General features: G+C 67.8%; 23 protein-coding genes. 10 read left to right on the forward strand and 13 right to left on the reverse strand.

What is annotated here, in order from left to right:
• Positions 1–99: 99 nt before the first annotated feature.
• On the reverse strand, positions 100–942 hold the full coding sequence (locus tag EV645_RS28695; RefSeq protein WP_130447116.1) for an isoprenyl transferase: 843 nt from the start codon (positions 940–942) through the stop codon (positions 100–102).
• A gap of 267 nt (positions 943–1,209) precedes the next feature.
• On the opposite strand from EV645_RS28695, the gene EV645_RS28700 reads away from it, so the two are divergent.
• The 5 genes from EV645_RS28700 to EV645_RS28720 all read left to right on the forward strand — a co-directional run bounded on the left by EV645_RS28700 (position 1,210) and on the right by EV645_RS28720 (position 4,484).
• Complete coding sequence (locus tag EV645_RS28700) at positions 1,210–1,719, forward strand: hypothetical protein (RefSeq protein ID WP_198681902.1); 510 nt, start codon at positions 1,210–1,212, stop codon at positions 1,717–1,719.
• Positions 1,713–2,705 (forward strand): hypothetical protein, encoded by a 993-nt coding sequence (locus tag EV645_RS28705; protein WP_130447118.1) that lies wholly within the window; start codon positions 1,713–1,715, stop codon positions 2,703–2,705. The genes EV645_RS28700 and EV645_RS28705 overlap by 7 nt, the downstream gene beginning before the upstream one ends.
• 266 nt (positions 2,706–2,971) lie before the next feature.
• Positions 2,972–3,235 carry a hypothetical protein gene (locus tag EV645_RS28710; RefSeq protein WP_130447119.1) on the forward strand — a complete coding sequence of 88 codons (264 nt, stop codon included), beginning with the start codon at positions 2,972–2,974 and terminating at the stop codon, positions 3,233–3,235.
• Between the two features lie 156 nt (positions 3,236–3,391).
• Complete coding sequence (locus tag EV645_RS28715; protein WP_130447120.1) at positions 3,392–3,778, forward strand: hypothetical protein; 387 nt, start codon at positions 3,392–3,394, stop codon at positions 3,776–3,778.
• Positions 3,768–4,484: a hypothetical protein gene (locus EV645_RS28720; RefSeq protein ID WP_130447121.1), complete on the forward strand. Its 717-nt coding sequence runs from the start codon at positions 3,768–3,770 to the stop codon at positions 4,482–4,484. The genes EV645_RS28715 and EV645_RS28720 overlap by 11 nt, the downstream gene beginning before the upstream one ends.
• Before the next feature lie 19 nt (positions 4,485–4,503).
• Here EV645_RS28720 and recO read toward each other — a convergent pair whose 3' ends face one another.
• From recO to EV645_RS28735, 3 genes are read right to left on the reverse strand one after another with little or no spacing between them, the layout of a single operon-like run.
• Positions 4,504–5,238 carry a DNA repair protein RecO gene (recO, locus tag EV645_RS28725; protein ID WP_130447122.1) on the reverse strand — a complete coding sequence of 245 codons (735 nt, stop codon included), beginning with the start codon at positions 5,236–5,238 and terminating at the stop codon, positions 4,504–4,506.
• Between the two features lie 12 nt (positions 5,239–5,250).
• A complete protein-coding gene (locus EV645_RS28730; protein WP_130447123.1) occupies positions 5,251–6,093 on the reverse strand; it encodes an SDR family oxidoreductase in 843 nt (280 codons plus the stop codon).
• Positions 6,090–7,079 carry an aldo/keto reductase gene (locus EV645_RS28735; protein WP_130447124.1) on the reverse strand — a complete coding sequence of 330 codons (990 nt, stop codon included), beginning with the start codon at positions 7,077–7,079 and terminating at the stop codon, positions 6,090–6,092. The genes EV645_RS28730 and EV645_RS28735 overlap by 4 nt, the downstream gene beginning before the upstream one ends.
• Positions 7,080–7,253: 174 nt before the next feature.
• Here EV645_RS28735 and EV645_RS28740 point away from each other — a divergent pair, with 174 nt between their 5' ends.
• The 3 genes from EV645_RS28740 to EV645_RS28750 all read left to right on the forward strand — a co-directional run bounded on the left by EV645_RS28740 (position 7,254) and on the right by EV645_RS28750 (position 11,945).
• Entirely contained in the window at positions 7,254–10,349 is a 3,096-nt protein-coding gene (locus EV645_RS28740) for an FtsX-like permease family protein (protein ID WP_130447125.1), read from the forward strand.
• Positions 10,350–10,464: 115 nt separating this feature from the next.
• Positions 10,465–11,301 (forward strand): ABC transporter ATP-binding protein, encoded by an 837-nt coding sequence (locus EV645_RS28745; RefSeq protein ID WP_130447126.1) that lies wholly within the window; start codon positions 10,465–10,467, stop codon positions 11,299–11,301.
• Positions 11,298–11,945: an ATP-binding cassette domain-containing protein gene (locus EV645_RS28750; protein ID WP_130447127.1), complete on the forward strand. Its 648-nt coding sequence runs from the start codon at positions 11,298–11,300 to the stop codon at positions 11,943–11,945. Before EV645_RS28745 ends, EV645_RS28750 begins: the two co-directional genes overlap by 4 nt.
• On the opposite strand, the gene EV645_RS28755 is transcribed toward EV645_RS28750, so the two are convergent.
• The 9 genes from EV645_RS28755 to leuA all read right to left on the reverse strand — a co-directional run bounded on the left by EV645_RS28755 (position 11,923) and on the right by leuA (position 21,950).
• The gene (locus EV645_RS28755) at positions 11,923–12,192 is read right to left on the reverse strand and encodes an SAV_915 family protein (RefSeq protein WP_130447128.1); all 270 of its coding nucleotides are present in this window, start codon (positions 12,190–12,192) and stop codon (positions 11,923–11,925) included. The two genes, EV645_RS28750 and EV645_RS28755, sit on opposite strands and share 23 nt — an antisense overlap.
• A gap of 63 nt (positions 12,193–12,255) precedes the next feature.
• Complete coding sequence (locus tag EV645_RS28760) at positions 12,256–13,713, reverse strand: GNAT family N-acetyltransferase (RefSeq protein ID WP_130447129.1); 1,458 nt, start codon at positions 13,711–13,713, stop codon at positions 12,256–12,258.
• A 49-nt stretch (positions 13,714–13,762) separates the two neighbouring features.
• Positions 13,763–15,625, reverse strand: coding sequence for an ABC transporter substrate-binding protein (locus EV645_RS28765; RefSeq protein WP_242000720.1), 1,863 nt, complete (start codon positions 15,623–15,625; stop codon positions 13,763–13,765).
• A 59-nt stretch (positions 15,626–15,684) separates the two neighbouring features.
• Positions 15,685–15,894, reverse strand: a complete 210-nt coding sequence (locus EV645_RS28770) for a hypothetical protein (protein WP_198681903.1) — start codon at positions 15,892–15,894, stop codon at positions 15,685–15,687.
• Positions 15,894–16,949, reverse strand: coding sequence for an ABC transporter ATP-binding protein (locus EV645_RS28775; protein WP_130447131.1), 1,056 nt, complete (start codon positions 16,947–16,949; stop codon positions 15,894–15,896). The genes EV645_RS28770 and EV645_RS28775 overlap by 1 nt, the downstream gene beginning before the upstream one ends.
• Positions 16,946–18,028, reverse strand: a complete 1,083-nt coding sequence (locus EV645_RS28780) for an ABC transporter ATP-binding protein (RefSeq protein ID WP_242000721.1) — start codon at positions 18,026–18,028, stop codon at positions 16,946–16,948. The genes EV645_RS28775 and EV645_RS28780 overlap by 4 nt, the downstream gene beginning before the upstream one ends.
• 5 nt (positions 18,029–18,033) lie before the next feature.
• Entirely contained in the window at positions 18,034–18,930 is an 897-nt protein-coding gene (locus EV645_RS28785; protein WP_130447133.1) for an ABC transporter permease, read from the reverse strand.
• A gap of 4 nt (positions 18,931–18,934) precedes the next feature.
• Positions 18,935–19,906: an ABC transporter permease gene (locus tag EV645_RS28790; RefSeq protein ID WP_242000722.1), complete on the reverse strand. Its 972-nt coding sequence runs from the start codon at positions 19,904–19,906 to the stop codon at positions 18,935–18,937.
• A 370-nt stretch (positions 19,907–20,276) separates the two neighbouring features.
• The gene (leuA, locus tag EV645_RS28795) at positions 20,277–21,950 is read right to left on the reverse strand and encodes a 2-isopropylmalate synthase (protein WP_198681934.1); all 1,674 of its coding nucleotides are present in this window, start codon (positions 21,948–21,950) and stop codon (positions 20,277–20,279) included.
• 331 nt (positions 21,951–22,281) lie between these two features.
• On the opposite strand from leuA, the gene EV645_RS28800 reads away from it, so the two are divergent.
• Both EV645_RS28800 and EV645_RS28805 read left to right on the forward strand, forming a co-directional pair.
• The gene (locus EV645_RS28800; protein ID WP_130447135.1) at positions 22,282–22,944 is read left to right on the forward strand and encodes a response regulator transcription factor; all 663 of its coding nucleotides are present in this window, start codon (positions 22,282–22,284) and stop codon (positions 22,942–22,944) included.
• Positions 22,941–24,248, forward strand: coding sequence for a sensor histidine kinase (locus EV645_RS28805; protein WP_130447136.1), 1,308 nt, complete (start codon positions 22,941–22,943; stop codon positions 24,246–24,248). Before EV645_RS28800 ends, EV645_RS28805 begins: the two co-directional genes overlap by 4 nt.
• Positions 24,249–24,328: the final 80 nt, after the last annotated feature.

Consider the following 24,328-nt stretch of genomic DNA (forward strand, 5'->3'; position numbering starts at 1 on the left):
TCCGGCCCGCGCTGCCGTCATGATTGATGCCTTGCACAACGAGCGTAGACGCAGCGGGGCCGACGGCCGGTTCCCACCCCACGCAGTACCGTTCGAGCGTCAGCTTTCGCCGACGATCTCGTTCGGGATCGCGCCGCCGTACCTGCGGTCGCGCTGGGCGTACAGCTCGATCGCCCGCCACAGATCGCGGCGGTCGAAGTCGGGCCAGAGCGTGTCGAGGAACACCATCTCGGCGTACGCGAGCTGCCACACCAGGAAGTTGCTCGTCCGCTGCTCCCCCGACGACCGGACGAACAGGTCCACCTCGGGGATGTCCGGCGCGTACAGGTGCCGCGCGATCGTCTTCTCGGTGATCCGGTCCGGCTTGAGCTTGCCCGCGGCAACTTCCGCGGCGATCGACTTCATCGCGTCGGCGATCTCGGCCTGACCGCCGTAGTTCACGCAGAACTGCAGGGTGATGGTGTCGTTGTCCTTGGTCCGCTCCTGCGCGTACTCGAGCTCGTCGATCACCGACTTCCACAACCGCGGCCGCCGCCCGGACCACACCACCCGGACGCCCATCGCATCCAGCTCGTCGCGGCGCCGATGGATCACCTCGCGGTTGAACCCCATCAGGAACCGCACCTCCTCCGGCGACCGCGCCCAGTTCTCCGTCGAGAACGCGTACGCCGAGATGTACTTCACCCCGATCTCGATCCCGCCCTTGATCACATCGAGCAGGCTCGCCTCCCCCGCCTTGTGCCCCTCCGTCCGAGGCAGCCCCCGCTGCTTGGCCCACCGCCCGTTCCCATCCATAACGATCGCCACGTGCCGCGGCACCAGCTCCCTGGGAATAGCCGGCACCCGAGCCCCCGAAGGATGCGCCTCAGGCGCCACCACCACCTTCTTCTCCCCCGAACCCCCCAAAACCCCCCGACCCCGACGACGACCAATAGGCGACATACCCCGCATCCTCCCACCCCGCCCACCCCACTCCCACTCCCACCCAGCCCCCTCCCGCACCCCACCTGCAACAACCTGCAACCTGTGGATAACCCACCCCGCCGAACACCCTCCGTATGCAACCCTTACACCAACAGCACCCAGAACGGAGCCCACCCCATGCCCCGCCGCGCCCCACTCGGACCCGCCCTCGTAGCCCTCTGCGCCCTCACAGCGCTGACCGCCTGCAACGGATCCCCAGAGGCCGGCCACCCAAACACCGTTCCGGTGCCTACTTCGCCTTCATCGAGTCCGGCACCATCGCCGACATCTTCCGGGCCGCAATGGACGGCCGAGGAGCAAACAGCGATCACTGCCTCGAAGAAGCAGTACTCAGCCGCTCGGGTCGCCATCGACGCCGCCCTGGCGGCACCGGCCAAAGCAGACCGAGTCAAGTTGGAGGGTGCCGGCAACGGAGGTACGTGGATCAACACGGTCCTCGAGGACATCGTCAACTTCCAGGACTACGGCTGGTACGAGACAGGTAGCACAAAGGTCCTCAATACACAGGTGTCGGCCGTCAATCTCAAGCTCCAACAGCCGCAGGTTGATTTGATCAACTGCATCGACAGTTCGGCGGTCATCATTCGATCCCAGCAGACTGGCAAGCCGATCCCGATCGGCGCGGGCACGAGCAAGCGCCAGAAGGTTTCGTCTCGGATGGTTTACGCCCCTGCCGCGACGGGCGGAGTGAAACGCTGGTGGCTGATCACGGAGAAGGAACTAGGCGTATGTTGAGACGCCTCTCCAGCATCCTCGCAGCAGTTGCAATCCTCGCAGCCCAGCCGCAACTCGCGGACGCCGAGAAGCGCCCTCCGAAACCCGGGCCCGACTACGTGTGGAAATGCGTTGGAAGTCGGCACTTTTGCGGTTGGGTCCTGAAAAGCTACGTTCAGAAGCCGGGCAAGGTCGACCCCGGCAAGAAACCAACAAAGAAGCCAGTGCAGTCAGAGAAGCCAGTCTGCCACCTTCCTGGCGGTGCACTACAGGCATGTACGTCGGTGCTTGGCAACTGGTCGAACAGCCAGCAGTGCTACATGCGGCGCGAAACACCACCCCCGCCATTCAGCGATCCTCGGTGGCAGGGCCACACAGATGGCAGCATTTGGGCATGTTTGCGCGAGCAAGGCTACGACGAAGGTAAACACATCGTCACACAATGGGTGTGGTTGCCAGGCAAACCCGACACGGTGGTGGTAGATCCGCTGACCCTCGTCTACGAGGCAATTGCGACCATGAAGCTCGCGCCGCCGCTGGTGAGGACCGCTCCGACCGCAGGGCAAATCGGGCTTGTGAACATGCCCGTCTGGCTGTGGGTGGACAAGTCGGAGACTACTTGGGGTCCGATCGTGCGTAGCGCGAGTGTGCCGGGCCTTTCGGTCACAGCAACGGCACACGTAACAGCAGTCAACTGGTCCATGGGCGACGGAAGCACAGTGCGTTGTGAAGGCCCGGGTACGCCGTACGACGCCTCGATGGGGGTGAAGGCCTCGCCGACCTGCGGTCACCGTTATCCCAAGACCTCAGACAAGCTCCCCAACTGCAAGTACCCGGTGACAGCCACCGCTCAGTGGGAAATCACCTGGCAGAGCACGCTAGGTGACACCGGCCAGATCGCGATGACCGAACAGGCCGCAACCCAGCTCCGAATCGGAGAGGCTGTCCCGGTGCTGGTTGATCCGGACGGCGGCGATGCGGTCGCACCTACCAAGACCGGGTGTTGACGTGCGCATCCAGGCAGCTTGATCCGCCGCGTCGGACTGCGCCGGCAGGTTGCACTACCAGACCCGAGACGGAGCTCCACCGCATGTCCCGCCGTCGCTTTCTGGCTGCCGTCGTCATGGTCGGCAGTCTCTCCTTGCTGACGGCCTGCCACGACGCCCCATAAGCCGGCGAGCCCAGTGCGATGCCGACGTCTGTCTTGGCTGCTCATGCAGCGACGCCGGCTCGCCCATCATCTGCTGGCTGGTCTGCAGAGCAGGATGCGGCTATGGCGGGTGCGAAGGCGAGGTACGTCGTTGCGCTTGCCGCGGTGGTCTTGCGTGGACTTTCCGCGGCGGTGCTGCGACTCCAGAGCGATCACAAAGCCGTCCCTGTCGCTGCCAGCCGCAGCAAGCGAGTCACGTTCTCCGCCGACTTCCGCTCCACGGCTCGATCCGCGAGGTCGACCAAGATGTGGTTCCTGACCGACGAGAAGGCGACAGCACCTGCTGAGCGCTGTCAGCTCGAGTTCGGTCGCGAAGGCTGTGGATAAGTGCCGCGGGCGTGGGGCCGGAGGCAATAGGTTTGGGGTATGACTACTTGGGCTTCTGTTGAGGGGATTCGGGGGGATTTGGCGGGGGTGCTTGGGCGGTTTCGGGAGGGGCGGACTCGGGCGTTCAGTTTTGGGGATGGGGGGCCTGAGGCTGTGATGTTGACGTACGACGAGTTTGAGGATCTTGGCGGGGAAGGGAAGTTCACCGTCGGGGATGAGGTGGTTGAGCCGGCGGGGCTTGCGGAGCAGTTACCGCGGTTGATGGAGGCTGCGCGAGCGGGGAGCGGTACGCCGGTGGTGTGGGGCGACGACGGCGAGCCGGAGGCCGTCGTGATGTCTACGGCGCAATACCGCGATCTGCGGGGGGACGACCAGCCGCCGGCGGGTGTCGTTGATGACCCGACGGTGCGGACGTACGCGACGGAGCCGCTCCCGGATAGCAGGCCGGTGGACCTTGATGAGTGGGCTGCCAATGATCCGTTCACCCGTGAGCTTCTCGACGAGATACGTGCCGAGGAGAGGTCAGAGGGCGATGACCGATGAGACTCGGTACCTGGTAGTTGGAGGCGAGAAGTTTCATCAGGACGTACGTGCTCTGCGCCGGCAGGCCGAGGCCGTCGGCGGTCGGCACCTCCACCTGTACCGGGAGCTTCTGCGAGAGATCGAGAGGCTTCGGAACGGGACGACCGACGGACATCATGCGCTCGGGTACGAGGCGGGCAAAGGAGATCTGCGCGACTGCGTGACGGCGTACCTGCGCTCGGATCCAGGACGCAACGCCGACTACCGCCTGGTGTTTCGCGAGATCGGTCCCGCCGAGCCTGGGCAGCTGCCGCGGCGGGAGTTGCTCGCGATCAAACCTCGTCATGGCCGGAACAACATCTACGCTCACGTCTGCGCCCGGCTCAGTCGTCATCCGAACGACAGGCAACCAGGTCTCAACCGCTTCGGCGACCGGAGGCCGGATGCACGTGGCAGTGAGGCCGCCCGCCGGGCAGAGCTGGATGCCAAGAGAGCGATCGCTCATGCCTGGGCCGGCCAGCAGCCGCTGGGGTCGGCCCGTCCGGTCGCATCACCGCTCATTCCTCGAGGTAGTCCCTCAGGTCAACGCATCGCGACAGGTGTTCGGTACGACGCACCGCGCAGACCTGCACAGTCCGCAGGAGCCGACACTCCGTACGCAACCGGCTATCCGCGCCACGGGCGCACCCAACGGGGGCCGACCGGGTGGCCGCCACGGGAGCGGTGAGCTCGATCCAGCAGCCGGCCTACGACGTCAGATCGAGGTGGGGTAGGGAGCGGAGTTGGTTTTCTTGGTGGTAGGTGAAGAAGGCGGCTATTAGGCCGGTGGATTCTCGGCGGGTTCGGGGGTCGGCTTTTAGGGCGGTGGGCCAGTCGCCGGTGAGGAGGGCGGCTAGGTGGGCGACCGTGGTGGGGGCGGGCATGGCTGAGGCCGGGGGGCGGCAGGTGGTGCAGACCATGCCGCCGGAGGCGGGGTTGAAGGCTCGGTGTGGGCCTGGTTCGCCGCAGCGGGCGCAGTCGTCGAAGGACGGGGCGTAGCCGGAGATTGCCAGGGAGCGGAGGAGGAACGAGTCGAGGACCAGGCCTGGTTCGCGTTCGCCGGTGGACAGGACTCTTAGGGCGCCGGCCAGCAGGAGGTGGTGCTGGGTGGCGGGTTCCTTTTCCTCGACTACGAGGCGGTCGGCGGTCTCTAGCAGGACGGTGCCGGTGGTGTACCGGGCGTAGTCGCCGACGATGCCCTCGCCGTACGCCGCGATCGACTCGGCCTGGGTCACTACGTCGAGTGTCCGGCCGGTCGCGAGTTGCAGGTCGACGTGGCTGAACGGCTCGAGGCGGGCGCCGAAGCGGGACGACGTACGGCGGACTCCTTTGGCGACCGCGCGGACCTTGCCGTTGGCGCGGGTCAGGAGCGTGGCGATGCGGTCCGCTTCACCCAGCTTCTGGGTGCGCAGCACGATCGCCTGATCCCGGTAGAGCGGCACCGCACCAGTCTCTCACTGAGCGCGGACATACTCCTCGAACCCGGTCGGCTCGACGCCGGTGATGTCGCGTACGGCGGTGGACACCTGGCTGAGCTCGCCGCTGGCGATCGCGGCGTACGACGTCACCCAGCCGGCCACCTCCCACGCCGGGGCGCCGTAGGACTCGCGGGAGCGGAAGGCCTCGTCGAGCGTCTCGGGCTCGTACCGGACCTTGCGGCCCCAGACGTCGGTCAACACCGCGGCCGCCTCGGACAGGGTGAACGCGCGGGGCCCGGTCAGGTCGTACGTCGCCCCCGCGTGCTCGTCGGACCCAGCACCCGGGCTAGCCGACCGCAGCACCGTGGCTGCTACGGCGGCTACGTCGTCTCGGGAGACGGCTGCTACTCGGCCGTCGCCGGCCGGGCCGCGGATTGTGCCGTCTTCGCCTACGCCTCCGGAGACGAAGTCGAGGTAGAGGTTGTCGCGGAGGAAGGTGAACTCGACGCCGGTCGAGCGGATGTGTTGCTCGGTGTGCCAGTGGTCGCGCGCAAAGGTGAACGTCGCCCCGGGCGACGCGCCCACGAACGACGTGTAGACGATCCGCCGCACCCCGGCCGCGACCGCCGCGTCGACGGTTGCCTTGTGCAACGCGACGCGGTCGGCCGACTCCGTTGCGCTCAGCAACATCAGCACGTCGACGCCGTCGAGCGCGTTGAGCAGCGCCGCGTGCTCGCCGTACGCCGCCTGCGCGACCGAGGCACCGGGCACCGACGGAGCCCGCCCCGGATCGCGCACGATCAACCGCAGCGGTACGCCGGCCAACCGCGCCACGATCCGGGAACCGAGCTGGCCGGTCGACCCGGTGACACCGATCACTTGCCCACCAGGCCCATCCCGCTGTCGGTGTACCGCTGTCCGGCGACCGCGTCGGCCGGGAACGTCGCCTCCAGCGCCGCCAGCTCGTCGGCGGACAGCGAAACGTCCAGAGCACCGAGGTTCTCGGCCAGGTACGTCCGCCGCTTGGTCCCCGGGATCGGCACCACGTCATTGCCCTGAGCAAGCAACCACGCGAGCGCCAGCTGCCCCGGCGTGACACCCTTCGTGGCGGCCAAGGCCTGCACCTGCGCGACCAGGTCGAGGTTGCGCTGGAAGTTCGCACCCTGGAACCGCGGCAGGCCGCGCCGCATGTCGTCCTCGGGGAAGTCCGCCTCCGACTTGATCTGCCCGGTCAGGAACCCGCGACCGAGCGGGCTGAACGGCACGAACCCGACGCCGAGCTCCCGCAGCGTCGGCAGTACGACGGTCTCCGGGTCGCGCGTCCACAACGACCACTCGCTCTGCACGGCGGTGATCGGATGTACGGCGTGTGCCGCCCGCACGGTGTCGCCGTTGACCTCGGACAGCCCGATGTACCGGACCTTGCCGGCCTCGACCATCGAAGCCATCGCCCCGACCGTCTCCTCGATCGGCACGGCAGGGTCGCGCCGGTGCAGGTACCACAGGTCGACGTGGTCGACGCCGAGCCGCCGCAACGACGCATCCAAGGCCTCACGCGCATAAGCAGGCGAGCCGTCCACAACCGTCGGCACCACCGCGTCAGGAGACGGCCGCTTGAAGCCGAACTTCGTCGCGAGCACCACCTCGTCGCGCCGCCCCGCCAGCGCGCGGCCGACGAGCTCCTCGTTCTCGCCGTCGCCGTACACATCCGCGGTGTCGATGAAAGTACAGCCGGCGTCGATCGCCGCGTGCAGCGTCGCGATCGACTCGGAGTCGTCGGCGCGGACGCCGTACGACTGGGACATCCCCATGCAGCCGAGGCCGAGGGCGGAAACGGTCAGGTCACCGAGCTGGGATTCACGCATGTCCCGAACCTACCGCCGGGACGCCCCGGCCGGGTCCACCGGGGCACGGGGCAGCACGAGGTGAGACATGTTCCTGCCTAGACAACATTAATGTGACATTTTGCCGCCACGAGGCACAAAAGCCGCAACATTCCATATCTTCGGCTGGCACGAGCGAGCAGCAAAGGGGTGGACATGTTCCTGCGTCGGGCGCTGCGGTACCGCTGGGCACAGGCCCTGGTACTGACCGGCATCAGCCTGCTGATCGGCGCCTGCGCCGTCTTCGGGCCGTGGTTCGCCCGCGCCGTCGAGCAGACCGTGATGACCGAGACGCTGGCCGGGCAGAGCCTGCCCGCGTCCTGGCTGCTCGCCTCCCCGGGGCCGCAGGTCGGCGTCAGCACCCGCCCGGAGGACCTCGACAAGCTCCTCCCCAACGATCTCAAGCCGGTCTTCACCCCGCCCCTGCACGGCATCTACAACGACGTCAGCTGGAGTATCCCGGCCACCGCAGGCGACCCGTCGCCCGGCGCCCGTGTGCGCTGGCGGGACGGGTACTGCGCCCAGCTCGACGTCACCGAGGGCCGCTGCCCGCAGGCGGCGAACGAGGTGATCGCCTCGACGGTCGACAAGACGACGTGGGAGTTCCGCCTCGGCACCACGCTGGCCGCGACGCCGAGTGACGTCGGCAAGGGCGGCGGCCGACTCAGCATCGTCGGCTTCTACCAGCCCAAACAAGCGCGCGGCGACTTCTGGTACGGCGACTATCCGACCGGCCACTCACATACGCCGGCCGACAAGGACCCGGGCGCCGCCAACGAGTTCTTCACCGACAGCTCGACCTTCGCCGGGAACAAATGGACGCAACGGGTCACGTCGGACTTCCGGCCGATCCCAGGCGTGGCCCGGCTCGGTGACCTGGATCGCCTCAAGGAAGCGACCGAGACGGTCAACGGCAACGCCAGGGAGATCGGTGTCGCGGCGCAGAACACCTCCTCACTGGCCACGCTCGTAGACCAGATCCAGGCGGAGCGGAAGCAGGCGACCACGATCATCCCCCTGGTGATGGTGCAGGTCGCGCTGTTCGCGGTCGTCGTACTGGCGCTTGCCCTCGCGGCCGTGGTCGACCAGCGGCGCCCCGAGATCGCGCTGTCCCGCCTGCGTGGATCGTCCGCGAGGCGGACCCAGCGCGCCCTGTGCCTCGAACTCGGCCTGCCTGTTCTCATCGGCACCTTGCTCGGAGGCATCGCGGGCTTCGCGTTGCTGCTGATCGTCCGCGCCACCTGGCTGCGGTACGGCGCACCGATCGAGCTGCCCTGGACCGTCCCGGCCGCGCTGGCGGTTGCCGTCGTACTCGCGCTGATCGTCGTGGTGCTCCAGGTCCGAGGCACTGTCCGGCAGTCGATCTCCAACCTGCTCCGGCGCGTGCTCCCGCTCCGCCGCGGCCGGACGATCGGTGTCGCCGACCTGTGCATCATCGTGTTCGCCGTGGCCGGGCTGATCGCCGCGCTCACCGGTGACGGTCGCGGCCCGCTGCCGGTCCTCACGCCTGCCCTACTGGGGCTCGCAGCCGGCTTGATCTTCGCGCACCTGCTGCTGCCGGCAGCCGGGCTGATCAGCCGCAGCGCGCTCCGCAAAGGGAGGCTCGGCCTCGCGCTCGGCGCACTGCAGATCTCTCGCCGGCCGGCCGTGACCCGGATCGTCGCCGCCGTCGCGGTCGCCGCCGCGCTCCTCACGTTCGCCGGCCAGGCCTCCTCGATCGCCGCAACGAACCGCGAGACCCGGTCCGGCTACGAGACCGGAGCCGAGGGCGTATTGCGGATGAATTCCCTGTATCTGGGCTCGTTCCTGCAAACCGTCAACCAGATCGACCCGGACCGGCACTGGCTCACCCCGGTCGTGATCTCCCGGCCGCCCTCCCCCGACACGCTGCAGACCGAGATGATCGAGCCGGACAGCTTCCGCCGGGTCGCGTTCCAGGGCGATAAGCTCACCGACGCGCAGGGCTGGCAGACGCTGCAGGCGCCGAGCGACCTCGCGCCGCTCTCGTTCCGTAGCTCGCAACTGACGGCCACGGTCTCGGTGGACGGGATCAAGCCCCTCATCAGCCGCGCCGCGAACGGCGACCAGATCGACGGCGGTACGCCGAAGTCCGTCATCCTGCGCGCGAACGTGGTCAGCCACCGCGACGGATCCCGCTACCTGGTCTCGTTCCCGCCGATCCGGTTCCCGTCGACCAAGCCCGTCGCACTGCAGGCCGACGTGGACTGCCTCGGCGGCTGCGACCTGCTGCGCCTCGGCATCGGCCGCGAGCCGCTCGACCCGACCGGTGTCCAAGGCAACGTTGTGATCAGCAACATCTCCAGCGACGATCACCCGACGATTGCCCTGGGCAAAGCCGAATCCTGGCAGACCGTTCCGCAGCTCGGCTCCGACCAGAGCTCGATCACGGCCAAGCCGGGCGGTGCGTTGACGATCGCGATGAAGAGCTTCGGCACCGACATGTACGTGCAGTACGCGACGGCGCCGTCCGTCGTGCCCGCGCTGGTCACTCCGGAGTACCACTGGGTAGACGGTGCCACCACCACCCCCGCGGCCGACGGCAGCCCGATGACTCTGGCCCGGATCGACCGGCTCACCGGGCCCGTCAACCGGTACAGCGAGCACACCGCCGTGGTTGATCTCGAGACGGTACGCCGGCTCGGCGGTGTCGTGGACGAAGGTGCCACTGACTTCGAGCTCTGGCTGAACAAGGACGGACTGGCGAACGTCGACACGATCACCGGCAAGCTCGCCCAGGCCGGCTACAACGCCGACCTGGTGGATCGCCGGGACGACCGGATCGCGGCGTACGGGCGTTCGGCGAGCGCGCTCGCGTTGCAACTGACGCCGGTGGTCGGCATCGCGGCCTGGGTGCTGGCGCTCGTCGTACTGCTGCTGACCGTCGTGACGTCGTGGCGGTCGCGGGCGCAGGACTACGCGAGCCTGAAGATCACCGGCGTACCGGCGAGCGCGACCGGGCGAGCCGCGCGCTGGGAGCAGACCGGGCCGGTCGCGTTGGCCGTCCTGCTCGGGACATTCTGTGGGCTGGTGGGCGCGCATGTCGCGCTACCGATGATCCCGCTGTTCGCGACGAGCAGCGGAGCGGTGCCTCTCGACCTCGGCATCAGCTGGCCGGTCGCGTTGATCCTCTGGGCCGGAGGTACGGCGATCCTCGCAACCGCGACGTTGTTCCTCGGCAGCGGCGTCAACAGACGCTCGACCTACAACCGGATCCGGGAGGAGCTGACATGACAGTATTGAATGCCGCGACTCCGTCGCGGGGGTCACGGGGCTGTGACTCCCGGCCTTCCCTCGTCGCTCCGGTCGCTTCGCTCCCTCCGCTCCTCAGTCCAGGCCGGGAGGCCCCGTGACCGGCCTCGCGATCAGTACGACGGGACTCGTGCACATCTACCGTGCGCACGGCCACGACGTCGCCGCGCTGTCCGGCATCGGGATCAGTGTCCGGCCTGGCGAGCTGGTCGGGCTGCTCGGGCCGTCCGGTGCCGGGAAGTCGACGTTGCTCCAACTGTGCGGCGGTCTGCTCACGCCGAGTGCCGGCCGGCTGCAGGTCGGCGAGCACAACGTCGCCACGATGACCGACACCGAGCTGGACCGGATGCGGTCCGGTGACGTCGGCATCGTGCTCCAAGGCGCCGGACGCAACCTGATCCCGTACCTCACGCCGGCCGACAACATCCGCTACGCCCAGCAGGCCGCACCCGATGAGCGCGACCTGCCCACGCCGGAGGCGATTCTCGAACTCGTTGGCCTGGGCAACCATGCGGCTACACCCCTGTCCCAGTTGACGCCTGGCCAGGTCCAGCTCTGTGCCGTTGCCGTCGGCATCGCAACACTTCCCGGCCTGCTGCTCGCCGACGAACCGACCAGCCAACTCGACCACCACGCCCGCGACGAGGTCCTCGCAGCACTCCGCACGATCAACTCGGAAACCGGGATGACCGTCCTGCTCGTCACCCACGACCCGGAGGTGGCCGCGACGCTGCCCCGCACCATCACGATCCGGGACGGCCGGATCGCCTCCGAGGGCAGATCCGGTGAGGAGTACGCCGTGGTCGCGGTCGACGGATCGTTGCCGCTGCCACCGCATGTGGCCGAGCTGTTGCCGGCCGGAACGCTCGTCCAGGTCACGACCGACGACGGCGTCATCCGGCTCACTCCCGTGGAGCAGGAAGGGAACCAGTGATCAACGTCAGCCAGGTGACCGTGCGGTACGGCGAGTTGACCGCGGTGTCCGACGTGTCGTTCACCGTCCCGCCGGGGTTCGTGCTCGCGGTCAGCGGGCCGTCGGGTGCAGGCAAGAGTTCGTTGCTGTGGGCAATCGCCGGTGCGGTGCCGGTGGCGAAGGGACAGGTCGAGATCGACGGGCTGGTGATCACCGATCGCCCGGCCGCGGCCGCGCACGGCGTCGTACTGATCCCGCAGGGCAACGGACTCGCGCGGGTGCTGACCGCGCGCGAGAACCTGTCGCTCCCGTTGCTGGCCGAGCGTAAGCCGAGTGACGAGGTGGAGCGGACGATCGAGCAGGCGCTCGCGGGCGTCGGGCTCGAGGAGAGCGGCGACCACCTGGTCGAGGAGCTGTCCGGCGGCGAGCAGCAGCGCGCCGCGGTCGCTCGCGGGATCGCCCAGCAGGGCCGGGTGATCCTTGCGGACGAGTCGACCAGCGAACTCGACAGCACCAACCGCGAACGCGTCCTCGACCTGCTGCACGAGGAGGCCCGCCGCGGCGCGGCCGTCGTGATCGCCACCCATGACCCCAATGTCGCGGACAGCGCCGACGGCCACGCCGTGATGGACGAGGGCCACCTCAGCTGGCTACGGCGCCTCTGACCGGTACGGCGACCAGCGTCGGGTCGAGCTGGATCCTCACGATCCCGATCTGCTCGAGCATGTCGTGGAGGGTGTCTTCGGAGACACGCATGAAGTCCTGGGCACCGGAAGCCGCGCGGAGCCGGTCCAGCGAGCTGAAGGCGATGCCGACGTGGAGTCCGTCGGGCAGCCGTCCGGTCTGCAGGGTGGCGATATCGCCGACGCAACGGACGGGGACGAACCAATCATTGGTATGTCGAGTGCTCACACTTCGAAGTTAGGCCGTTTCGTTGCCCGCATCCCCTGTTCTCACGGGGTTCGAACAGATTTCTCACAGACCCAATTGCGTCGGCGTGGTCGGCGGGCCGGCCGACAGGAGACGGTCGATCAGGGCCGGTAGGTCGCGCGGGGCGAAGCGGCCGTCGTGAGCAGCCAGCTCGGACCGGGTCCACCACTTCATCGCGTGCACGTTCTCGGCGCGGAGCTCGGCAGCGCTGAGCGTGCCGGCGGGATCGAAGGCGGCCGTACGGATCAGGAAGTAGTCGTTGAGGACGCCGTCGTACCCAGTTGCGTGGCCCTCGGCAACGACTTCCTGGTGCCAGAGGTGCACCGGATCGGCGAAGTCGCGCAGGCCGACCTCCTCCACGAGCTCACGGCGAAGTCCTTCCACCACAGTCTCGCCAGGCTCGAGACCGCCGCCGGGCGTCGCCCACAGCGGGCCGTCGTCGAACTCGAAGCGAACCAGCAGGATGCGCTCGTCCTCATCCACAATTACCGCACGAGCCGCCGGGCGCAGGCTCGGCAGCCGCAGCTCCAGCTCGCGGTGCTCCTCGACCGCGCGGAAGCCGAAGCGGGCGTTGACCTTGCGCATCGGGGCGTTCGACAGCGCGGTCCACGTGTGCAGGAAGCGCTGCGTCGTACGGTGTTTCGCCAGTTGCTCGAGGTTCGCCAGCTTCAAGTGGGTGCCGAGGTTGTGGCCGCGGTGCTCCCGCAGTACGAGCGTGTCGTCCTGCTGAGCGTGCTCGGCGTCGGCGCGCGGCAGGTAGAGCAGTGTGTACCCCGCCGGCAGGCCGTCAAGAGTGTGGGCCATCGTCACGAGTGCGAGGTAGTTGCGGTCGATCCGCGCCTCGCTCGCCTCGAGCTTGTCGACCGTCCACGGGACAAGCTCGCGGGTCATGCCACCGGTCGGCACGTCCAGGTCCATCGCAGTGTGCAGATCGGCGTACGCCTGCTGATGCTCCGGCGGGCACACGCCCGCCCACGAGGTCAGCTGGTACCCGTTCAGCCGCCCCGCCGACTCGCGCAGCTCGTCCAGCCGCAGGTCGTCGTACGGCAGCGGTACGACGAGATGCTCCTCGACGTGCTCCACCTCGAAGCCGAGCCGCTCCGCGAACGAAACGCCCGCCCAAGGCTCACACGGAACGCCGAGCTCCGTCTGGACAATCGTCCGCCCGAGCTGGGCCGAGCGCGTGACAGCCCACTGCCACAGCGCCGTACCGATCCCGCGCCGCCGATGCTCCGCGGGCACGTCGATGTCAACCTCGACCGTGTCGAGGTTGTCGGTCAGCCGGTACTCGAACAGCATCCCGCCGAACACCCGGTCGTCCTCGAACGCGGCCACCGCGATCCGCTGCTTCAGCGGGCTGGGGTTGCGCAGCGAGTAGCCGAGCGTCTCGCGCCCCGCCACCAGCGCAGCCTTCCGGCCGGCGACCGCGCCGGCCCGGAAAGCGTCGTACCACTCGTCGAACAAGGCCAGGTCGGCCGGGTCGATCTCGCGTACCAAGATCACCCGGCCGACCCAACCAGACAAGCAGGTCAAAAGCCAGTCAGTATCTTCCTCAGACCGGCGCGACCTTGCCCTGGTACATGTACATGATCACGAAGTTGTCCGCGTACGGCGCGTTCTTCAGGATCGGGTCGTCGTCGGCCGGGAACTTCGCCACCCGGGTGCCCTCGAGCGCCGGGTTGTTACCGTAGCGCTCCCAGAGCGGGATGATCGGCAGCAGTTCGTTGAAGGCCATCGCCGCGGCGGTGACGTTCTTCTTCTGCTCGTCGAGGTTCAGGCCCTGTGCGGACTTGTCCACCACGGACTGCAGGTCGATCGGACCGGCCGAGGTGGTCTGCTTCAGCGGGAAGTTCATGCCCTTGCCGCCCGAGTTCGCCGCCGTCACGTAGTTGAACGTGTACAGGTTCTGCACGAACGCGAAGTACGGGTGCGGGTGGTTCGACGCGCCCCAGGTCTGGATCGCGAAGTCGAACTTGCCGGCCAGTACGTCGGGGTTCAACTGGGTGAACGTGATACCCCGCTTGGTGATGTTGAACCCGAACTTGTTCAGCTGGTCGGCCGCGTTGGTGGCGGCCGGGTTCCAGTCGGCGAACTCGGTCGGGAACTTGATGTCGTACGCCGCCGGCTTGCCGCTCGGCAGCATCCACTTGCCGCCGGTCTGCTTCCAGCCCGCCGACTGCAGCAGGCTGGTGGCCTTGGCAAGGTCCTTCTCGTAGGCGTTCAGCTTCTTCTGGTCCGCGTCGGAGATCCAGTCCGGCACGGCGATGTCGGAGAAGCCGGCCATGTACTTGCAGGGCTTGCCGGAGTCGCCGAGCGCGACCGTGCCGTTCTCGGCGCGGTCGAGGACGTAGGCGATCGCCTGGCGTACCTTCGGGTCGGACAGCTCCGGGTGCGCGGTGAAGTTGAACACCAGCGCCGGGCCGGAGTACACCGGCGGCCGGAGGATCCGGAAGCCGCTGGACTGCAGCGTCTTCTCGGTCGCGACCGCGAAGCCGTGGGTCGCGTAGTCGACGTCCTTGTTCAGGACGACGGGGGTGATGTCGGAGGTCTCACCGTTGTACAGGAGAACCTTGCTGAAGCCGATCTTGTCGGCGAACAGGCCCTTGTCGTTCTTGACCAGGTTCATCTGCGAGTTGGTCATGTTCTTCGCGTCGAAGTTGAACGGACCGGACACGACCGGGTTCTCCGGACGGAACTTCTGGAAGTCGCCGTTGAGCTGCTTGCCCTCGGCGCTGTCCAGGCTGGTCTTGGCCTTACGCATCGTCTCGGCCTTGGTGGCCCACTCGCCGTACACCGAGTCGGGCATGATCGGCGCGCGGAGGATGTACCGCTCGAGCACGGTGGACGGCGTACCGATGGTGAAGGTCACCGTGGTGTCGTCCTTGGCGCTGACGTCGGACAGGAACGCCCACGACTGCTGGCGCATCAGCCAGTGCAGGTTGAACGTCGACACGACGTCCTTGGCGGTGACCGGCTTGCCGTCGCTCCAGGTCAGCCCGGACCGGAGCTTCATCGTGTAGGTCTTGTTCGCCTCGTCCAGCGTGCCGGACTCGGCCATCATCCATTCCCACTTCTTGTCGGCCCAGTAGTACAGGCCGCCGCTGGGGTAGACGAGGTCGAGGTACGGGCTCTGCTGCTGGATGCCGTCCGTGACACCGGCGGCCAGGTTGAAGTGGCCCTTCGGCGGCAGCTGGTACGGGTAGGCGCCGTGGAACTCCTTGTTGGCGTTCTTGCTGCTGTCCCCGCTGTTGCTGTTCGGGGTACTCGGCGAGCAGGCCTCCAGCGACCCGATGCCGGCCACGCCGACACCGGCGATGCCGAACAGCTGGAGCACGTGCCGGCGCGACATCGCGTTGGTCCGGGGGCTGGGCCCCGGGGAGTTGGTGCCGGAATCGTTGGTGCCGGTGGGACTCATTCCTTCGTCCTTTCTGATCTGATCGCACGACTGTGTGCGTCAGGCACTACTGGTTTGAGTTACTGCGAACCGCCCTCGCGTTTTTCCCGCCGCCGGGTCCAGACGACCCCGACGACGACGATCAGGCCCAGTAGCAGGCCCAAACACAAGGTGAACAGGGTGACGACGAACTCCGGAGTACCGGGCGACAGCGTGAGCAGTAACGCTCCGCTGGCCAGTACCAGGAACGCCGCCCAGCCGAGCGCCGCCCGGCCGATCTGCGGTGACATCAAGCCACCGGCTCATCGGGCCGGACCTCCCCGGCGCCGTCGCGGGCCACCACGTGGCAGGCCGCGGACTGACCGGAACGGATCTCGACCAGCTCGGGCACCTCGCCGTCGCACAGCCCGTCCTCGAACAGCGGGCAGCGCGGGTGGAACGAGCATCCGCTCGGCAGGTGAGCCAGGCTCGGGATCTCCAGGCTGCGCAGGGATTGCCGGCCCTTGGTCTTGGTCAGGTCCGGATCCGGCTCGGGGATCGCGTCGATCAGCGCCCGGGTGTACGGATGCGTCGGCGCGTTGATGATCTTCGGCGTCGGACCGAACTCGACGATCCGGCCGAGGTACATCACCGCGGTCTTGCCGTGCCAGCCGAAGTACTTCGCGATCGCGAGGTCGTGGGTGATGAACAGGAACCCGACGCCGAGGTCGTCGCGCAGCCGGCCGAGCATCGCCAGCACGCTGATCCGGATCGACACGTCGAGCATCGAGGTCGACTCGTCCGCGATGATCAGCTTCGGGTCCAGCGTCAGCGCCCGCGCGACCGCGACTCGCTGACGCTGTCCGCCGGACAGCTGGTGCGGGAACTTCGGCAGGTAGTTCTCCGGCGGGGTCAGGTCGACCTTGGTGAGCAGCTCCGCGGCCTTGTCGGCGGCCGCTTTGTTGCCCTTGACAACACCGTGCTTGAGCAGCGGCGCGGTGATCGTCTGCTGGATCGTGCGGGTCGGGTTCAGCGACGCGTACGGGTCCTGATGGACGTACTGCACGCTGCGGCGGAAGCTGCCGAAGTCGTGCCGGTTCATCGACCAGATGTCGTTGCCGGCGAACTCGACCTTCCCGTCGGTCGGCCGGGCCAGACCGGCCGCCATCCGGGCCGCGGTGGTCTTACCCGAGCCGCTCTCACCGACCAGGCAGAGCACCTCGCCCGGGTTGACCGACAGATCGATCTTGTCGACCGCGCGGATCGGACCGGCCTTGGTGTCGAACACCTGACTGACAGCGGCCAGCGTCATCAACGGCGTACTTCCGTCGACGCGGTCCTGCGGTGCCGTCTCCGTGGCGGTCATGAGGCAGTCCCCAAATCGTCCTGCACCCGTCGTTCGAGGTGCACGTCCTTCCAGTGGATGCAGGCGACGTCGTGGGCGTTGCCCGGCTCGTCGGTCACCGGGAGCAGGTCCGGTTCGGCCTGTCTGCACTCGTCGGTGGCGAACTTGCACCGCGGGTTGAAGGTGCAGCCCTTCGGCAGCGCGGCCAGGCTCGGCGGACCGCCCGGGATCGATTCCAGGTCGGGCAGATCGCCGACGATCGGCGGCACCGCCTTGATCAGGCCGAGCGTGTACGGGTGCCGCGGGCGATAGAACAGATCCCGTACGCCGCCGGTCTCGACCAGGCGTCCGGCGTACATGGTCGCGACCCGGTCGGCGAGCTCGGCGGCCAGCGACAGGTCGTGCGAGATGAAGATCATCGAGAAGCCGAGCCGCTCCCGCACCTCGTGCAGTACGTCGACGATCGATCGCTGGGTGAGGATGTCGAGCGCCGTGGTCGGCTCGTCCAGGATCAGGACCTCGGGCTCGAGCAGCAGGCTCATCGCGATCAGCACGCGCTGCCGCATACCGCCGGACAGCTCGTGCGGGTAGCAGTCCATCACCCGCTCCGGCTCGAGCCGCACCAGCCGGAGCAGCTCACCGGCGCGGTCCTCGATCTCTTGACGAGTCGCCTTGGTGTGCGCGCGCATCGTGTCGTGCATGTGCGCGCGGATCTTCAGCACCGGGTTGAATGCGTTCATCGCGCCCTGGAAGACCATCGCCGCGTCCCGCCAGCGGAACTCCCGCAGGTCGCGCCCGTCCAGACCGAGGATGTCGATCTCGGTGCCGTCCCCGCGGTTGAAGATCACCTTGCCGCTGGCGTGACCGAGCCTCGGCAGCAGCCGGAGCAGCCCGAGCCCCAATGTCGTCTTGCCGCAGCCGCTCTCCCCCACCAGGGCAAGGCTCTCGCCCGGGTAGAGGTCGAGGTCGACGCCGCGGACCGCCTGCACCGTCGCGCCGCCGCCGGTGCGGTACTCGACCTTGAAGTCGCGGACCGACAGCAGAGGCTTGCCCTCGCCGCCACGCGCCGCGCGGGTGGCTCCCGAAGTACTTGTCGTCACCATCGTCACCGGTCCCGGAGACGCGGGTTGAGGATCTCTTCGAGGGATCTCGTCATCATCACCAATCCGAGCAGCAGCAGGATGATCGCGACAATCGGGCTGAGGATCCAGGCCAGGCTGTTGTCGTTGAAGATCGCGCCGGCGATCCAGGCGCGGTTGAGCATGATGCCCCAGTTCGATCCGGTCAGCGGCGCCAGACCGAGCAGGTAGAGGCCGACCAACTGGTAGATCGCGTTCGTCACGCCGATCATGAAGTTCATCAGGATGAAGCTGGCCATGTTCGGCAGGATCTCGACGAACACCACGCGGGGCGTACCGAGATCCAGTAGTCGCGCGGCTTCGACGAACTCGCGTTCTTTCAGCGAGAACACCTGGGCCCGGACCGCCCGGGTCAGCACCGGCCAGGACAGCCCGCCGACCAGGAGCGCCAGCAGGACCGGCGAGTCGAGCTTGAAGAACGCGCCGAGGACCGCGAGCAGAACGATCTGCGGGACGGTCAGGAACACGTCGGCCAGGGTGACCACGACCGAGTCGACCCAACCGCCGAGGTATGCCGCCAGTGAGCCGAGCACGATGGCGATCGTGGTGGAGATCGCCGCGGCGACGAAGCCGACGAAGATCACCGTCCGGCCGCCGCTGATCATTTGGATCAGGACGTCCTTGCCCTCGTTGTCGGTGCCCAGTAGGTGCCCGGGCGTCCCCGCGGGGAGCAGGATCTCCTTGACGTTCGGCGCCACGTCCGGGGTGAAGAACGGCCCGATCGCACTGATCAGCACCAGCAGGGCTACCAGCACGAAGCCGATGAAGCCGGCCGGACTGCGCCGCAGCGACTTCAGGATGCCGGCGAAGCGGGAGACGCCGGTGGTTCCGATCGCGGTGACCGGGATCGTTGCTTCAGTCATCTCGTCACCCCTTGCCCTGGACGCGGATCCGCGGATCCAGCCGGCTGTAGAGAATGTCGGCGAGCAGGTTGGCGGCCACCACCGAGATCGTGATGACCAGGAAGATTCCCTGCAGCACGGCGTAGTCGCGGCCGTTGACCGCGTTGAAGAGGCTGAACCCGATGCCCTGATAGCCGAAGATCTTCTCCACGAAGATGGCCCCGCCGACCACGAATCCGAGCGAGACCGCGAGCTGGCTGAACAGCGGCAGGACGGCGTTGCGGCCGACGTACCCGTTCCTGATCCGCGAGTCGGACAGGCCGCGGGCCCGGGCGACGGTCACGTAGTCCTCACCGAGCGTCTCCACCGTCGACGACTTCATCACCAGCGCCCAGGAGCCGACCGTGGTCAGCGTGTAGGCGAGGATCGGCAGCGCCGCGTGGTAGAAGATGTCGTTCAGGAAGGCCAGGCTGAACGACGGATGCACGCCTGGTGTGTACGAACCGCGCGCCTCGGTCAGGTTGAACCATTGCAGTTTCACCCCGAGGAAGACGACGATCAGGATCGCCAGGATGTAGTTCGGGATCGCGTGCAGGAACGCGCCGATCGAGGTGAGCAGATGGTCGACCCAGGTCTCGCGGCGATAGGCCATGATCATGCCGGCCGCGATGCCGATGACGAACGCGAGCACGGTGGCCACGCCGACGGAGAACAGCGTCCACGGCAGGTAGGTCTTGATGACCGAGGCAACGGTCGTGCCCGGCGAGAGCGCCGAGTTGCCGAAGTCGCCTTTCAGCAGGTTCAGCATGTACGTCGCGTACTGCTGGATCAGCGGGGCGTTCGGGTCCAGGGAGAACAGGTTCTTCGCCTGCGCGGCGGCGGCCTCGTACGAGATACCGGTCTGCGCGATCTGGGTCTGGATGTAGGTGTCGACCGGGTTACCCGGCAGCAGCCGGACCAGGAAGAACGTACCGCTGGTGACGATGAAGACAGTCAAGACGGCCTTGAAAAGTCTTCGGACAAGCCAGGCGTTGAAGAACCGCCGAACGCCCGAGGGTCTCGGTTCGACAACCGGTCCTTCGATCAGCTCCGACGCGGGTGTCTCGACCGCACCGCTCACTGCTCACCTCCACGCGACTGCCAGGGAAAGTCGGTGGCGCAGACCACTCAACAGCACGACTTAGTAACGCTGTCTTGCAAGGATCTGCGCATAGTGACGACAGTGTGCGCAACCCCGGTCATCGAGTCAACGTCTTGAGGCAACGTTGAGACAACGTTGCGGTCAGTGACGCAACGGTACCCGGGCGTACTGGAATCGCCCGCCCCTGAAACAGAGACGGGCGATTCGCCGGAGGAATGTGACGCAGTTAGCGCGTGGCGCGGTTGACAGCCGAGACGACGGCCTTCAGCGAGGCTGTGAGAATGTTCGCGTCCCGCCCGACACCCCAGAAAACCTCGTCGCCGACCTCGCATTCGACGTACGCCGCGGCCAGCGCGTCACCGCCCGCGGAGAGCGCGTGCTCGTGGTAGTCCAGTACCCGTACGTCGTACTTCAGCGGCTTGAGCGCGTCCACGAAGGCCGACACCGGACCGTTGCCTTCGCCAACCAACTCGTGGGGCACGCCATTGGAATAGACCTGAACCCGGAGCTGGTCGCCCTGCCCCTCGCCGGACGTCGAGTTCACGCTCAGCAGCGACAGCTTGCCCGGTGCGAGGTACTCGGCCGCGAAGATGTCCCACATCTGCTGCGGGCCGACCTCGCCGCCCTCGTTGTCGGTGTGCTGCTGGATCACCCGGCTGAACTCGATCTGCAGCCGGCGCGGCAGGTCGAGCCGGTGCTCGGACTTCATCATGTACGCGACGCCGCCCTTGCCGGACTGCGAGTTGACCCGGATCACGGCCTCGTAGCTGCGGCCGACGTCCTTCGGGTCGATCGGCAGGTACGGCGCCTCCCAGGCGATGTCGCCGACCGGCTTGCCCTCGGCCGCGGCCTGCTTGTCCAGCGCCTCCAGACCCTTCTTGATCGCGTCCTGGTGCGAGCCGGAGAAAGCGGTGTAGACCAGGTCGCCGGAGTACGGCTGGCGCTCGGGAACGCGCATCTGCGTGCAGTACTCGACCGTACGGCGGATCTCGTCGATGTCGGAGAACTCGATCTGCGGGTCGATGCCCTGGCTGAACAGGTTCATCCCCAGCGTGACCAGGTCGACGTTGCCGGTGCGCTCGCCGTGCCCGAACAGGCAGCCCTCGACCCGGTCGGCGCCGGCCATCAGCGCGAGCTCGGTCGCGGCCACCGCCGTACCGCGGTCGTTGTGCGGGTGCAGGCTGATCGCGCTGTGCTCGCGCCTGGTCAGGTGCCGGCCGAACCACTCGATCTGGTCGGCGTACACGTTCGGGGTGCACATCTCGACGGTGGCCGGCAGGTTCAGGATGATCTCGCGGCCCTCGGCGGGCTGCCAGACGTCGCTGACCGCCTCGCACACCTCGAGCGCGAACTCCAGCTCGGTGCCGGTGAAGATCTCCGGGCTGTACTGGTACCCGAACTCGCAGTCGCCGAGCATCTCGTCGGCGTACTTCATCACGGTCTCGGTGCCGCGGACGGCGATGTTGCGGCACTCGGCCTTGTCGACGTTGAAGACGACCCGGCGGAACAGCGGCGCGGTCGCGTTGTACAGGTGGATCGTCGCCTTCGGCGAGCCTTGCAGCGACTGCACGGTCCGCTCGATCAGCTCTTCGCGCGCCTGGGTCAGCACCGAGATCGTCACGTCGTCCGGGATCGCGTCAGACTCAATCAGGCTGCGGACGAAGTCGAAGTCGTACTGGCTGGCGCTCGGGAAGCCGACCTCGATCTCCTTGTAGCCCATCTTCACCAGCAGGTCGAACATCCGCCGCTTGCGCGCCGGGGACATCGGCTCGACCAGGGCCTGGTTGCCGTCGCGGAGGTCGGTGGACAGCCAGCGCGGCGTGTGGTCGACGGACTTTGCCGGCCAGGTGCGGTCGGGCAGGTCGATCGGCGGGAACGCACGGTAGCGGTGGGTCGGCATACCGGACGGCTGCTGGACGGGCTTGGGCTGGTTCTTCGGTGCCACGGGGGTTCTCCTCGAGAAGCTGTCTACTGCGGGGTCGCTAGGACGACCGGCGAACGACAGAACTCCGCGGCGAGGGAACCGGCCTTAACAGGCCTCGCCGCGGCAGCGAAGGAGGAGAAGCTGGTGCCGCATGATGGCAACCACTCTATGCACAACTCCCCCGGCCCGTCGAACCGGGGGTCTCGACGGACGAGACACTCAGAGTGACGCCGTGCTCGCTGAGGATGTGCTGAAGATTGCTTCCGGCGTTCGTTCACCGGTCTTCCGGCGGTGCGAGGATGGCCCGATGACTGCGCGGGTGCTGGTGGTGGAGGACGCGGAGCCGATCCGGACCGCCGTCGGCATGGCGCTGACCGAAGCCGGCCACACCGTGCTCACCCGCCCGGACGGCGAGGGCCTCGAGCGGGACCTCGCCGAGTACCGGCCGGATCTGGTGCTGCTCGATGTGATGCTGCCCGGCCGGGACGGGTTCGAGCTGCTCACGGTCACGCGGGAGACGTCGAACGCCGGGGTGATCCTGCTGACCGCGCGCGACGCCGTCGGCGATCGGTTGCACGGGCTGCGCACCGGCGCGGACGACTATGTGGTGAAGCCGTTCGTCCTGGCCGAGCTGATCGCGCGGGTCGAGGCGGTCCTGCGGCGGATGGGGCGACTGCGAACGGTTCTCGAGGTCGGCGATCTCGAGGTGGATGTCGAGGCGCGATCGGTACGCCGGGGCGGGACGCCGATCGAGCTGACCGCGACCGAGTTCAAGCTGCTCACGTTCCTGGCCGGGCGCGACGGGAAGGTGGTCGGCAAGACGCAACTGCTGACCGCGGTGTGGGGGTACGACGACTATGCGGACAACCTGGTCGAGGTGTACGTGAGCGGGCTGCGGCGCAAGCTGGAGGCGCACGGCCCGCGGCTGCTGCATACCGTCCGCGGGTCCGGGTACGTGCTGCGGCCATGAGAGGACTGCGGACCGGGTCGCTGCGCGTTCGGGTGACGGCGACGGCGATCGCCGTACTGCTGGTCGTGCTGCCGATCACCGGGCTGACGGTGAAGGCCGTGTTCGACGCGCAGGCCGAGCGCAGCCTCGACTCGCTGCTCACCGGTCGCGCGCAGCTCGCTCAGCAACTCGCCCGGCAGAACGTTGCTCCAGGCAACTTGGTACGGCGGGTCGATGCCGACGGCGTGCGGGTCACGCTGATCCTGCGGAACGGGCGACAGCTGGGCGCCCCGCCGATCGACGCCGGCGGGACCGTGCGGCAGGTGAAGGCGACGCTGCAGGCCGGCCAGCAGACGAAGGGCGCGACGCTGATGCTGTCCGCGGACACCAGCCTGCTCGCCGACGCGAGCGCCCGACTTCGAAGGGTGCTGTTGATCTCCGGCGCGTTGGCGATCATCATCACCGCGCTGGCGCTGGTGATCGGGATGCGGTTCGCACTGGCGCCGCTCGATGCGATGACCGGTTTGGCGCGTTCGATTGCAGCCGGTCGGCGCGGCGGGCGGTTGCAGCCGGAGCGCGCGGACACGGAGCTCGGTCGTACGGCGGCCGCCTTCGACGAGATGCTCGATGCGCTCGAGGGCGCCGAGGGCGCTGCACGACGTTCGGAGGACCGGATGCGTGAGTTCGTCGCCGACGCAGCGCACGAACTGCGTACCCCGATCGCCGGTCTGCAGACGGCCGCGGAAACGCTGATCCAGTTGGGCCCGCGGGCGGCGGCGAACCAGCGCGGTCAGCTCGAACTCCTTCTGGTGCGGGAATCTCGCCGCGCCGGCACGCTGGTCTCCGACTTGCTCGAGCTGAGCCGGATCGATGCCGGCCTGCAACTGCACCTCACACAGGTCGACCTGCACCACCTCGCCGAGTCGCAGGCCGCTCGCCTCCGGCTGGTCGCGCCCGATCTGGAGGTCGAGGTCGACGGCTCGGCCATCGTCTCCGCCGACCCGGAGCGGTTGGCCCAGGTCCTCGCCAACCTCGTCGACAACGCCCGGCAGGCGGGCGCCCGGACGATCCGCCTCACCGTCGCCGCGTCCGGCGTACTGGTCGAGGACGACGGTCCCGGAGTACCGCCGGAAGCCCGCGAGCGGATCTTCGAGCGCCTCGTCCACGGCCCGCACAGCAAAGGCGCCGGCCTCGGCCTGGCCATCGCCCGCGGCGTGGCCCGGGCCCACGGCGGCGACCTGACCGTCGCCGACCGCCCCGACGGCAAACCAGGCGCCGCCTTCCACCTCCACCTCCCCACCAGCCCGCCCAACCCGGACGTCTGAGGGGTCAACCCCTCAGGTGGTCAGTTCGGCAGCCAGATTCTCGGAGGCCAACCGACCATCTCAGGGGTTGACCCCTCAGA

The sequence above is a fragment of the Kribbella rubisoli genome, from assembly GCF_004217145.1.
Classification (GTDB): Bacteria; Actinomycetota; Actinomycetes; order Propionibacteriales; family Kribbellaceae; genus Kribbella; species Kribbella rubisoli.

Coding starts and splice junctions, on each gene's coding strand:
- EV645_RS28705 (WP_130447118.1), top strand. CDS start 1,713: ATGTTGAGACGCCTCTCCAGCATCCTCGCAGCAGTTGCAATCCTCGCA.
- EV645_RS28805 (WP_130447136.1), top strand. CDS start 22,941: ATGAGAGGACTGCGGACCGGGTCGCTGCGCGTTCGGGTGACGGCGACG.
- EV645_RS28715 (WP_130447120.1), top strand. CDS start 3,392: ATGTTGACGTACGACGAGTTTGAGGATCTTGGCGGGGAAGGGAAGTTC.
- EV645_RS28765 (WP_242000720.1), bottom strand. CDS start 15,625: ATGAGTCCCACCGGCACCAACGATTCCGGCACCAACTCCCCGGGGCCC.
- EV645_RS28740 (WP_130447125.1), top strand. CDS start 7,254: ATGTTCCTGCGTCGGGCGCTGCGGTACCGCTGGGCACAGGCCCTGGTA.
- EV645_RS28775 (WP_130447131.1), bottom strand. CDS start 16,949: ATGACCGCCACGGAGACGGCACCGCAGGACCGCGTCGACGGAAGTACG.
- EV645_RS28785 (WP_130447133.1), bottom strand. CDS start 18,930: ATGACTGAAGCAACGATCCCGGTCACCGCGATCGGAACCACCGGCGTC.
- EV645_RS28735 (WP_130447124.1), bottom strand. CDS start 7,079: ATGCGTGAATCCCAGCTCGGTGACCTGACCGTTTCCGCCCTCGGCCTC.
- EV645_RS28695 (WP_130447116.1), bottom strand. CDS start 942: ATGTCGCCTATTGGTCGTCGTCGGGGTCGGGGGGTTTTGGGGGGTTCG.
- leuA (WP_198681934.1), bottom strand. CDS start 21,950: ATGCCGACCCACCGCTACCGTGCGTTCCCGCCGATCGACCTGCCCGAC.
- EV645_RS28720 (WP_130447121.1), top strand. CDS start 3,768: ATGACCGATGAGACTCGGTACCTGGTAGTTGGAGGCGAGAAGTTTCAT.
- EV645_RS28770 (WP_198681903.1), bottom strand. CDS start 15,894: ATGTCACCGCAGATCGGCCGGGCGGCGCTCGGCTGGGCGGCGTTCCTG.
- EV645_RS28800 (WP_130447135.1), top strand. CDS start 22,282: ATGACTGCGCGGGTGCTGGTGGTGGAGGACGCGGAGCCGATCCGGACC.
- EV645_RS28710 (WP_130447119.1), top strand. CDS start 2,972: ATGGCGGGTGCGAAGGCGAGGTACGTCGTTGCGCTTGCCGCGGTGGTC.